Here is a 12435-nt window from a genome sequence, read left to right as displayed (position 1 = left end):
GGACTCTGTCCGTTTCAGCAGTTCGCCCAACTGGCAGGGTAAACCGCTCCCCATTCCGCTGATGCTCTGCCATCCAAAAAGATTGCGACAGAAGCCAATTGGCCTCCTTCTGGCAATTGTGAAACCGCGACACCGAGCATTTCACTGCCGCAGTCTCAAAACACATTGTCCAGCCAATCTTACCCGTGGGTAAGATCATCTTCTTCTCGTAGATCCTCAATCAGTGCAGCCACCGCGCGTTCAAGCTTGGCGCGGTCCACTCGCGTAAAATCGAGATCATACCGCAACTCGATGCGGCCGCTCGATGCAGAACACTTTGCGATCCCTGCCCTGCCCCGCACCTGAAAAGTCGTTTTGGCGCGGCGTGGTTTGCCAACCGTGTCAACTTTTTGCTTAACGGCCGATGTGTTTTCCTGAGTTAAAAAGCTGCGAAGAATTGTGATTTCACGGGCGCTATCGCGGTTTGGCTCACTTAGCAACGCTGCACTCACTTGCTTGATCAACCCTGGATCAGAGTCGAGCTTTCGCTTGAGTTCTACACCGACATTCCTCGGAATGTCGTTCGAATGCATAAGTGCGTCTTCCAGCGTCGCGAGCAGACTGGCAAACGCTCGAATGTAGCTTCGCTTGGTGTAGCTGGCGGATTTGAACAACGTCGACACAGCCTTGTCCACATCGGGACAATCGTTTGCAGGATCCTCGGTATAAGCCCTTGCAAGGGTCGCCATTTCAGCAAAAGAGATATCCTTACGGATAAGGTTTTCATCGACCATGCGGCGATAGCTGTCATCAAGCTTCGCTGCGTCAGAAACACCCGCCGGAATCGTCGCAAATCGGTCTCCGCCCACCTCCTCATGTAATGCGCGAAATGCTGATAATCTGCGCATTCCTTGGATCAAGTCGTACCGTCCATCGGTCCGCCGCTCGACCCGGATCGGGTTCGAAAGTCCCACATCCAGTATGGAGGCCTTCAGCTCATCCAGTTCTGGATCGGGCCCAGGCTTACGGTCGCGTGTCAAGCGTTCTGTCACTACGTCCGCAAGTGGGATCTGTTCAGTAATATACCCTTCCGAACGCAAACGCACAAGCTCATGTGCCAATCGATCATTCTCAATCCGAATTGCGTCTTCGGTAGATTGTTGATCGCGCAACGCACTTGCGTTCTCGGAAATTGCCGCCGCCATAGGACCACGACGCTTTTCAGGACCCTTATTCGGAGCCTTGCCAACGGAGATATCTTCCATCGCAGGCACATCGATATCAAACATTCTGCGTTTGCGGCTCATGCGTCATCCTCCAACTTATCCCACGCCGACAACATGACGCCCCGGAATTCTTCATAAACATTATCGAATGTTGATCGCGCGCGACGCCAGGTTTCTCGGGTCATCTCGCGATAGTCCATCTCGTAGACGGAACTCAGGAACCTGCCCGACTGTTCTACAGCACGCGTCATCTCGACGGGATGTTCTGCAAGGTGCTCACCGAAGACCTTGCTAAACGCATCGTACATCGCAGTATGAAGCGCGTTCCCGGGCTCGTACCGGGTAAGCAAAAACCGGACCTCGCAGAATGTCTTGGGTAAGCCGATCTTACCCGTGGGTAAGGTCTTGTCGAATCCGTAAGCCAGATCCTCCAGCGCCTCAGCCAACTGCCCGATGAACGACGTGGTTGAATCGTACTCCCAATATCCGGGCCCTGACGGGATATAGAGCATGTCAGCCGCAAATACGGCATTCATCGATTGATAACCAATCGCGGGTGGGCAATCGAACAGGATTAGATCGTAGGCATCGTCCGGTATCTGATCCAGATAGCGGGACACGGCAGCGAAGAATGACCATTCAGGATTCAGATGGCGATACTGCGCAGAGGCAAACTCAACAAAGGCTGCGTTCGCACAAGAAGGGATCGCATCGATCGTTGACCACGAGGTTTGTTTGATAAAATCGGAAATCCGCAGTTCACCAAGCCCCATATCAGTGATTGAGGGCGGTAGCTCGCGGCGGGGCAGGGCGGTACCCGACTCGGCGGCGACCGGGCGACTATTCATCCGCGCCGTTTCCCGGATCAGGTCCCGGGCCATGATACCCCATACCGTGTAATCTTCCGCGACATCCGTCAGGCCCATCGAATGGCTCAGAGTGGCTTGCGGATCGAAATCCACCACCAATACGCGATACCCATCCAAGGCCGCAGCATGCGCCAGATGCAGCGCGACCGTCGACTTGCCTGCACCTCCCTTAAAGTTAGCAACTGCAGCGCGCACGGCGCGTTTACCTGCAGGACGCGGTGGTGTGAGCGCTTTGCGGTTCACCTTGAGCCGCCGGCGCAACTCATTCACCTCTTCCAAACTGAACCAACGTTGACGTCCATCAGGCTCAACCTCACCACCTGGCAGTGACGGGTCTGCGGCCAGCTTTCCCCGAAAAGTCGACTGGTTCACTTTAAAGATCAGCTCAGACACCTCCCAGCTCGAAAACCGTCGCAGAGTTTTCTCCATCTCCGGGCTGAAAGTTTGCTGACGAATCCAGCCCTGCAGTTTCAGGGACTGGGTGCGCAATGCATTTAGGTCTTCGTGCGTATACATGCCTCGAGTCTCATTTTTTGTTGGACGCTAATCTTCTTGGTTTTCGTATTTACGCCCGATTTGCGTTTATTGCAAAAGAAATTATTGTAAAGATGCTATGTTACCCATGGGTAAGAAAATAAGGCCCAACAGGGCACTGACCGATTCGGGGCGCACCAATCGTAAGTTAGTCCTGTTGCATCGGTCTGGAGCCACGATTTAGGGGGTAATATGGTGGCCAGATACGGCATATAGGGGGACACAAGAGACCAATAGGGGGTCATCCAAGGCGTCCCTCATCACCATACTTCACCTTTTCTTTTTGTTTTTTGATATTGAATTGAGGGCTCCAACGAACGCAATCACAACGAACTCTTGACAGAATCGAAGTATTGGACGCTAATCAGAGCACAATCACGAAAAGCGTTGGGTAACGACGTATTCGAAGCGGGATCAACCCGCATGAGGCTTTGGAAGAGCGGTGAGGGCAACAATGCAGGTTGCGAGACCAGTCGGGCGCAATGCGCCTGCACTGAAATACGATATACTATCGGCGCTGGCCGTACATGCTCTGTCAGGTGACAAGCATCGTCATCGCAGTGTTCTTCGAATTATGACGCTAATTACTACGCGCTATAACTGGCGTACAAACGAATTGTCGATTGGCAGGGAAGAGATCGCAAGGTTATGGTCTGTAAATGAACGTACCGTAAAGCGCGAAATGGCTAAGATGCGCAGCGCGGGCTGGATCATGGTGAAGAGACCTGCGGCGCGCGGACGAGTTGCGGTATATGAAATCGATCTCAAGCAAATCATGTTGGACACGGTCGATGTTTGGCCTGTCATCGGAACGGACTTTCAGGATCGTATGCAGCAAGATCCAGAACCGGACACCAATGTTGTTCCATTTCAATCGAAGCCGCAGGTTCCGCCCCCACCAGGCGAGGACGTTTGGGCACAAGTGCAAACCATACTCCACGGTCGCGATCCCGAGCTTTGGGCCAGTTGGTTCCAGCATTTGATTGAAGCTGAAAGGGCAGGGGGGCAAGCGACCTTGATCGCTCCTTCGCGGTTTATGGCTGACTATATCTCTCAGAAGTGGACAGCACGAATTCTGGCAGCTTATTCCCGGATCGACCCATCGATTCGCGCATTACGGTTTGAGACAGCGGAATAAGGTCGTTCTTCGGGGCGGGCTTGCTCAATAGTGAGTAGGGGACTATCTAGCGGGGACTGTTTCAAGAGCGTGCCTGGCTAGGCGCGCCTCGACCCTGATCACAGTGGACATGTGCATTGCGAAAGATCAAATCAAAATTTGCGGCAGTATTGGGTAATTCCGTATTGTGGCGCCTGCTTTCCGAGAATATGCGGGAACAAGCGGTACCTTATACTATTGCGATCATTGCTATGGTGTTTGTTGCTGCGACCACCGCCAGTATCGCCTTTATTATGCGCGATGTGGTGGACTCGCTGTTTGACAGCGAGAATTCCGCCAAGATTTTCGGCGTTTCCGCGGCCGTGTTCTCGATCTTCTTGGTCAAGGGCATAGCGACCTATGTCCAGGTTGTGGCACTAACCCGAGCAGGGAATCGGATTGTTTCAAAACAACAAATCAAGCTTTATGATAAGCTCCTGCGACAGGGGGTTTCGTTCTTCAACTTGACCGAAAGTTCGGATCTGCTGCTGAAAGTGACACAAACCGCCCAGGCCGCGCGCACGGTGATCGAGATCATGGTCACCACCGCAGTTCGGGATACTTTGACTTTGGTCGGGCTGCTGGCCGTGATGTTCTATCAGCAGCCGATTTTGTCTTTGTTCACGTTGATTGTTGGTCCATTGGCGGTTCTGGGCGTTCGGGCACTGCTTCGGAAGGTGCGCGAGATTGCAGATATGGAACTGCAGTCAATGGGCGTCATAATGAAGGTTATTCAGGAAACTTCGGCAGGTATCCGGGTGGTTAAATCCTTCGGTCTGGAAGAGCGCATGGCCGAACAGATGAACACGGCAGTAAAAAGCGTTGAAAAGCGGCGTAACAAACTTGCGCGCCTGCAAGCTGCGACAAGCCCTCTTACGGATATTCTGGCTGGCTTTGCGATAGCGTCGGTCATCGGTTTGAGCGCGGGCCAATTGTTTGGCGCCGCTGCTTCAACCCCTGGCGAGCTGATGTCGTTCGTTACAGCTGTGATGATGGCCTATGAGCCGTCTAAGCGCTTGACGAAAGTGCGGGTTAAAATGGAACTGGGTCTGCGCCGCGTGCAAATGCTGTTCAACATGTTGGATGAGCCGGAAACTCTGCCAGAAGAAGCCAACCCCATCGCACTGCCAGATGGGCCGCGTGAGGTAGTATTCGACGATGTTGTCTTTGGCTACGCCCGTCGCGATCCTATTCTGAAGGGGCTTTCGCTGACATTCGAAGCTGGTAAGACCACAGCATTAGTTGGGTTATCTGGCGGTGGTAAATCAACCATCCTGAACCTTGCTCTACGTCTGTACGACCCGATCAGCGGGTCGGTTTCGATTGACGGGCAGGATATCAAATACGCCTCATTCAAAACGCTGCGGAAAAACATGTCCTTCGTCGGTCAAGAAACCTTCCTGTTCTCAGCCTCGATTGCTGACAATATCAAATTTGGTCGCGAAGGCGCCTCAAAAGAGGAAGTGATCGAGGCGGCCAAGGCGGCAAATGCATATGATTTCATCATGTCGCTCGACAAAGGCTTTGATACCATGGTCGGCGAGAACGGGGCTTTCCTTTCGGGTGGTCAAAAACAGCGCCTTGCAATCGCGCGTGCGTTGCTGCGTGACAGCCCGATCCTGTTGCTAGATGAACCGACCAGTGCGCTGGATTCGAAATCAGAGCATCTTGTTCAGGAGGCATTGGGCCGTTTGACCGAAGGGCGCACCACGATCATCGTGGCGCACAGGCTTTCAACCATCATGCATGCCGACAAGATCGTTGTGATCGAGGCTGGCGAAGTTCTGGAGCAAGGCAGCGCAGCTCAGTTGCTCAAGAAGCCCGGCCCATTCAAAACGCTTTATGACCATCAGTATTCGAATGCTGTAAATGCGGAATGATGAAGGCGTGAGCCCCAAGCAGGAAACCAAACCTGCGCGCTCGTCACTTAGTGGGTCGGTGATCATTCCGACCTATCACAGTTGGGACCAGTTGCAGCTGTGTCTTGACGGGCTCGCTGCACAAACGCTCATGGCGGACGAATTCGAGATTTTGGTAGTCAACAATGATCCGTCTGATCCAGCGCCAGACGGATTTCGCGTGCCAGCCAATGCCCGCATTCTGACTGAGGCAAAGCCGGGTTCCTACGCAGCCCGCAATCGCGGTATCGAAAATGCGGCAGCGGAATTGCTGTTCTTTACAGACTCTGATTGTCAGCCTGATCCGCATTATCTGGAGGCGGGGCTCAAAATTGCCGAAGCCCATCCTGAGGTGAATCGATTTGGCGGAAATGTTGTGTTGATCCCGAATGGTGAGGATTGGACAACGACCGAACTCTTCGATGTTTATCTGGGGTTAGAGCAGAAAAAATGGGTCGAGCGTGGACGTGCGGTAACGGCGAATCTGATCGCGCGGCGCAGAGTTATGGATCGCATTGGCCGTTTCAACGACACAGTTCTGTCCGGCGGCGATATGGAATGGAATGACCGCGCCAAAGCTGCAGGTGAACCTATCCTATTCGCCGAAGATGCCATCGTACGACACCCCGCGCGTGGCAGTTTGAGGGATCACATAACCAAAGCCCGCCGCATCGAAGGCGCTCGGCTGCGTCGCAATGCTAAGCGTGGGTTTGTGAACTACATCCCTCCTTTTCAGAAATTGATTCCGTCCTTCAAGACTTTGAAAAACCTACTAAGGAATTCAAATCTGACGACCGGCCAGGCTTTTGGTGTTTGGGGCGTCCACTATGTGATCCGGGTGGCGAAGATAACCGAGACGGTCCGTCTTCTATGGTTTCGGCGACCTGATCAGCGCAAATAAGAGACCGCGTTTTCGGATGTGCAACCCGCAAGGGTTGATCAAATCGCCGTCGATGGAACAGATCTGAAATCGCGTTTGCGACAAAGTCGCTTTGACTGCGCAAGCCAATGCAATAAGATTTTGGAAGCCTATCCCAAGTTCGACGCGCGAGATGCAATAATGTTCTCTGTCACACCCCTGTTGCGAAGTGCCTCCAGAAGACGCGTCGACCAACAAACCTGAAAGGTGTCTTATGTCCTTTTCCAACCGTAGTCTGATTTCGCGCCGTCAGTTTCTTGCCACAACAACCGCCAGCGCTGCGGCAATCACATTGCATCCGTTTTCTGCTGCGGCCGCCAATAACCAGGCGCATCTGAGGATCATGGAAACCACTGACATCCACGTTCATGTGTTTCCGTATGACTATTACGCCGACAAACCCCGCGACACTGTCGGGCTGTCGCGCACTGCTTCAATTATCAACGATATCCGCTCAGAGGCAACGAACTCGCTTCTCGTTGACAACGGTGATTTCCTGCAGGGCAACCCAATGGGTGACTACATTGCCTATGAGCGTGGCATGAAAGAAGGTGATAGCCATCCGATCATCACAGCGTTCAACACGGTGGGATACGACGCTGCCACATTGGGAAACCACGAGTTCAACTATGGCTTAGATTTTCTTGAAAAATCACTTGCTGGCGCGGATTTCCCCGTAGTTCTGGCCAATGTCGCCAAAGAAATTGGGGCATCCCCCCGCGACGACAAGACCCTTGCAAAGCCATACGCCATTCTGGAGCGCGAGATAGAAATGGGCGATGGCAGCAAGCACCCGATCAAGGTTGGCGTTATTGGCTTTACTCCACCGCAGATCATGAACTGGGATCGTAAGCATCTGGAAGGCAACGTTCAGGCGCGCGATATTGTCGAGACCGCGCAAGCCTACGTGCCTGAAATGAAAGAACAGGGCTGCGATCTGATCATCGCGCTCTCGCATTCAGGCATCGGGGATGCCGATCACGCCGATGGAATGGAAAACGCTTCGGTTGTCTTGGCTGGCGTTGATGGCATCGATGCGCTGGTAACCGGACACAATCACCTGGTCTTCCCGTCCGCCACCTTTGCGGATCGCCCCGGCATTGATGTTGAAAAAGGGACGTTGATGGGCAAACCGGCCGTCATGGGCGGGTTCTGGGGATCGCATCTTGGTCTGCTGGACCTGCTGCTTGAACGTGACGGGAACGAATGGAGGGTCGTGACGACCACGTCCGAAGCGCGCCCGATTTCGAAGCGCAACGAAGATCGCTCGATCACGGCGCTTGTTGGGGACGATCAGAAGGTGCTGGACTCGGTCGCAAAAGATCACGACGAAACACTGGCATATGTACGCCGCGCGGTCGGCAAGACGTCGGCCCCGTTGCACAGCTATTTTGCGCTGGTTGCGGATGATCCATCCGTGCAAATCGTCTCGATCGCGCAGAAATGGTATGTCGAAGAGATGATGAAGGGCACCGAACATGAAGGTTTGCCCATCCTGTCGGCAGCAGCGCCATTCAAGGCAGGCGGTCGCGGGGGCCCGGAATACTACACCGACGTTCCGGTGGGTGATGTCGCCATCAAAAATGTGGCAGACCTTTACCTTTACCCAAACACGGTGCGCGCAGTGCGGGTGAATGGTGCGCAGGTTCGGGGCTGGTTGGAACGCTCAGCCGGTATGTTCAATCAGATTGAGGCAGGCTCTGACGATGCCATTCTGTTGAATCCGGAATTCCCGTCTTACAATTTCGATGTCATGGACGGTGTGACCTATCAGATCGATCTGTCCCAGCCCTCGCGGTTTGGACCCAAAGGCGAAGAAGTTAACCCCGATGCCGCCCGGATCACGAACCTGGAATTCAATGGCCAACCCGTCACCGACGATATGGAGTTCATCATTGCGACCAACAATTATCGTGCGTCTGGCGGTGGATCATTCCCGGGTGCAATGGGCGACACCGTTGTGTTCGAAGCCCCGGATACCAATCGCGACGTGATTGTGCGCTATATCGTTGAACAAGGAACAATTGATCCCAAGGCAGATGCCAACTGGTCATTTGCGCCGCTTGCTGACACCACGGTGCTGTTCGAGACAGGGCCCAAAGCTCGGGATTATATGAGCGATGTCAACGGCGTAGCGATTGAAGACGCTGGTGAAGGTGCCGACGGTTTTGCGGCTTTCCGCATCAAACTGTAAGCAGCAACAAAACCTAATCGTAAATTAGGCGGCCGTTATTGATCGATGATCTGACGGCCGCTTAAGTATGTATTGCCGTGCTTAACATTTATCTTGCAGAGGCAGCCTGTCGCGCACAAGATTTGTCCAGAACGCTGCGCCGATCGGCAAGAGATCGTCGTTGAAATCGTAGTCATTGGAATGCAGGGGCTGACCGTTCGGACCAGAGTCTCCATTGCCCAGAAGAACAAAACATCCGGGCACTGCGGCGCTGAAATGTGCGAAGTCTTCGGAAAAGCTCATCGGCTCGCGGTCGGGGATTGTTTCTAGCCCGGACTCCTGTGCCACGCGGATTGCTGCCTCGGTGGGGACCGGCGCATTGATTGTTTCGATAAATTCGGTCTTGAAATCCACTTTGACATCGACGCCATGGGCAGATGCGATACCTTGAGCGATCTTGCGCATGTGCTTTTCTATTTCGTTTCGATCTTGGGGGCTGCGCGCCCGTGCATCGCCTTTCAAGATGGCGGTTCCGGGCAGGACGTTCCGTTGACCATCGGTCAGAAACTCGGTCACTGACACAACGGCACCCGAACCCGGGGCGAGTTTGCGCGCAACGATAGTCTGAAGCGCCAGAACGATCTCGGATGCAATTGTCAGCGCGTCGCGCCCGGCTTGTGGCATGGAGGCATGACCGCCTTGCCCCGTGACCGTAATTTCGAACAGGCTCTCGGATGAACAAATCAGCCCTTGTCGTGTCGACATCTGACCTGTCGGTGCCCCGGGTAGATTATGTATGGCGTAGACTTCTTCAATTGGAAATCGCGCCAATGCATCCTCATCCAGCATCGCCTTAGCGCCCAGACCAAGCTCTTCGTTTGGCTGAAACAGGAAGACAACCGTGCCGCTGAAACCGGGATCAGCCGCCAGCGTTTTTGCGGCCCCCAGCAGCATCGTCATATGACCGTCGTGGCCGCAAGCGTGCATTACTCCGGGATTTTCAGAGACATAACCATGTTCGCTTGCTTCTTGGATTGGCAATGCGTCCATATCAGCGCGCAATCCAATCGCGCGATTGCCGTCACCGCACTTGAGTATACCAACCACGCCGACGCCCTCGTGGACCTCAAGGCCGTATTGACGCAGTTGGTCTGCAACCTTGGCTTTGGTTTCCGTTTCATCGAAGCCCAGCTCGGGAGTTCTGTGGAATGAATGTCTGAGTTCGCGAAGTTCGGGCAAGTTCAAGTCCATGGCGGTTTCAATTCGAAGGTGGCGAATTTGATCGGGTATTGAATTGGAGTGGTAGAACACCAGTGCCTCCGGGTCCACCAATGGGTGCGGGCTAGATGTTTTGCTCGGACCAACCGCGCCTGAATGATGTTGGGGCCGAACCGTATCGTTTTTTGAACCGAACCGTAAGCTGAGTGGCACTGCCAAAGCCAGTGGCAGCCGCGATTTCGGCGACGGTCATTTCGGTTTCACTTAGTAACGCGTAAGCGCGCTCTACTCGTTGTTCGATGTAAAACTGTACCGGGGAGACTTCGACATATTTCTGAAACAGCCGCTCAAGCTGACGGCGAGAGATCTGCACGATTTCGGCAATCTCAGAAATATCGAGAGGCTCTTCGAGGTTCTCGCGCATGATCTGCATTGCATTGATCAAGTGCTGGTTGCGGCTGCCCAATGCGACGGAAAAGGCTGATTTCTGCGGCGTTTTCTCATTGTTTGACCGTGAGTGGATGCACATATCCGAAACGATGATGGCTAGATCCTTGCCAAAATCCGACTCGATCATGTTCAGCATCATATCCGTGGCTGCGTTACCACCTCCACAAGTCATGAGTTCATTGTCGATTTCATACAGGTTGGCCGATGGCGTGAGATGTTCAAAATGCTCGACGAATGCGGGCTGGTTTTCCCAGTGCAATGTGAACCTCTTGCCGGTAAGCATCCCCGCCTTGGCCAGAGTGAACGCACCCGTGCATATTCCGCCAAGCTTGCATCCAAATGCCTTCTGGCGACTGATCCATGATATGATTTTGGAGTTGCTGCTTTCGGCAGGCTCGATACCCGAACAAACGAATAGCATTGATGATCGCGGCAGGTTTTGCAGTGCGAAATCCGGGGTTACCCTGACCCCGTTTGAGCATTGAACAGGCTCCCCATCTTCAGAGATCAGAAACCAGTTATAGAGCTCTTTGTTGGTAACCTGATTTGCAATTCTCAACGGCTCAACCGCTGCGCTGAATGCAAGCATCGTCAGCTTCGGGAGCAGCAGGAAATAAATGTCTTTTGGCGGCCCGTCATATTCGATGCCGAAACTGGCGGCACCCTTTGGGACAAAGCTCTTTGGTTCCATAGTTTCTCCTCCCGGCGCGGGCCGAGCCAGGTTAACGGCCCTAACCGTATCCCATTGGATGGTTGGAAAAACCAGCGTAGCATGTTATCGAACCCAAGCCAGATTCAGTAGTGGTCAAAAAAATGTTGGTCCCGATCCACTGGCAGGCTCGGCAGCTCGCGTTGGCTTGTATGACTAGGCGGCACATGCCGAGATTCTGCCCGCAAATCGGCGGTTACGAATACTCTCCGGTGTTGTCTTGTAGTGATCTCGGAACGCGCGCGTCAGAGCGCCCGTTGATGAAAAGCCCGTCGCTGCAGATATTTCCAGAAATGACATCTCGGTATACAAAAGCAGGCTTTGGGCGCGTTCGAGGCGAAGCTCTTTGTAGGTCGTCAACAGCTTTACACCTGTCCTGTCCAGAAATCGCCGCTGCAATTGACGTGTGGATGTTCCAAGAGCCGTGGAAAGCTGCGGGATTCTAAGCGGATCTTCCAGATTGCTCTGCATCTTTTCAACAACTTGCCGCACCATCGGGTCGGCTTTGGCGCGTTGAATAAGCCGGGCTGCAAGCTGGCTTGAGCACGCGGGCTTTGTCTCGGTCAAGCCAACATAGCTGCGAACCGAGTCGGCCAGATGTTCGCCATGATCCAGGGCGACAAAATCCGAAATCAGCCGCAATGCGCCCAAACGAGTGGACGCACTATGAGTACGGGTCTCGGAGGATAAACATGTGCTTGATCCACTATCGATCAGGCCGATTTCGTGCGCTGCAGCGGAAAAATTTGGGTGAACGGACGCGATAGCGTTGGCCGAGCGCCCAGTGGAAGCAAGAAGAAACACGGCACCACCGACAAGAACCGAACGTGAGGACAGGTTCAAAACCTGCGCGATCCACGCTTTGTCCTGCGCTGTGGGTTGCCAACCTTTGTATATGTCACCCCAGAAGATCGCCGTCCGCCCGGACCAATGCAAAGGCCCGCCTGCAGCGCTCTCGGATACGGTGCGCGTATTTACGACATAGGTATGGTCTTCGACCAGATCATTCAGGGCTTGGTAAAACTCGATAAGAATATCTGTCGAAGCTCTCGCCTCAGACCCGCTGAGGATGATATCGATCTGGTGTTCTCTTTTGGTTATTTTTGACGCGGTGTTGGCCAAATGCGCATGGTCATTTGTCGGAACATAGTGCTTCATTTCTCCTCCACCTAAATTAGTTGGGTCCGGCCTGTAGCGGCCGCACTCTGACTTGGGCTTCAACCCCCACCTTATTTGGTGGGGGTTTAGTGTTTGTTTGTGTTTATTCGGCGGCGTCTGCGTATTCTGACATGGGGGGGCATGTG

General features: G+C 53.7%; 9 protein-coding genes. 4 read left to right on the top strand and 5 right to left on the bottom strand.

Annotated elements, in window-relative coordinates:
• Positions 1-179: 179 nt before the first annotated feature.
• Positions 180-1286, bottom strand: a complete 1107-nt coding sequence (locus ACR0B3_RS23255) for a ParB/RepB/Spo0J family partition protein (protein ID WP_480811144.1) — start codon at positions 1284-1286, stop codon at positions 180-182.
• Complete coding sequence (locus ACR0B3_RS23250; RefSeq protein ID WP_480811143.1) at positions 1283-2590, bottom strand: AAA family ATPase; 1308 nt, start codon at positions 2588-2590, stop codon at positions 1283-1285. Before ACR0B3_RS23250 ends, ACR0B3_RS23255 begins: the two co-directional genes overlap by 4 nt.
• A gap of 472 nt (positions 2591-3062) precedes the next feature.
• On the opposite strand from ACR0B3_RS23250, the gene ACR0B3_RS23245 reads away from it, so the two are divergent.
• The 4 genes from ACR0B3_RS23245 to ACR0B3_RS23230 all read left to right on the top strand — a co-directional run bounded on the left by ACR0B3_RS23245 (position 3063) and on the right by ACR0B3_RS23230 (position 8775).
• On the top strand, positions 3063-3746 hold the full coding sequence (locus tag ACR0B3_RS23245) for a DnaA N-terminal domain-containing protein (RefSeq protein WP_480811142.1): 684 nt from the start codon (positions 3063-3065) through the stop codon (positions 3744-3746).
• Positions 3747-3862: 116 nt separating this feature from the next.
• Positions 3863-5644, top strand: coding sequence for an ABC transporter ATP-binding protein (locus ACR0B3_RS23240; RefSeq protein WP_480811141.1), 1782 nt, complete (start codon positions 3863-3865; stop codon positions 5642-5644).
• Positions 5634-6563 carry a glycosyltransferase family 2 protein gene (locus ACR0B3_RS23235; protein ID WP_480811140.1) on the top strand — a complete coding sequence of 310 codons (930 nt, stop codon included), beginning with the start codon at positions 5634-5636 and terminating at the stop codon, positions 6561-6563. Before ACR0B3_RS23240 ends, ACR0B3_RS23235 begins: the two co-directional genes overlap by 11 nt.
• 232 nt (positions 6564-6795) lie before the next feature.
• Positions 6796-8775 (top strand): bifunctional 2',3'-cyclic-nucleotide 2'-phosphodiesterase/3'-nucleotidase, encoded by a 1980-nt coding sequence (locus ACR0B3_RS23230; RefSeq protein WP_480811139.1) that lies wholly within the window; start codon positions 6796-6798, stop codon positions 8773-8775.
• Positions 8776-8856: 81 nt separating this feature from the next.
• Here the strand turns inward: ACR0B3_RS23230 and ACR0B3_RS23225 are convergent, their stop codons facing one another.
• The 3 genes from ACR0B3_RS23225 to ACR0B3_RS23215 form a co-directional block, all read right to left on the bottom strand.
• A complete protein-coding gene (locus tag ACR0B3_RS23225; protein WP_480811138.1) occupies positions 8857-10005 on the bottom strand; it encodes an amidohydrolase in 1149 nt (382 codons plus the stop codon).
• A 91-nt stretch (positions 10006-10096) separates the two neighbouring features.
• Entirely contained in the window at positions 10097-11113 is a 1017-nt protein-coding gene (locus ACR0B3_RS23220) for a GlxA family transcriptional regulator (protein WP_480811137.1), read from the bottom strand.
• 174 nt (positions 11114-11287) lie between these two features.
• Positions 11288-12289 (bottom strand): helix-turn-helix domain-containing protein, encoded by a 1002-nt coding sequence (locus ACR0B3_RS23215; RefSeq protein ID WP_480811136.1) that lies wholly within the window; start codon positions 12287-12289, stop codon positions 11288-11290.
• Between the last annotated feature and the right edge of the window lie 146 nt (positions 12290-12435).

The organism is Ruegeria sp. CE9 (assembly GCF_056537425.1).
The sequence above is the reverse complement of the archived record's forward strand: the minus strand, read 5'-3'. Positions and strand labels throughout refer to the sequence as shown.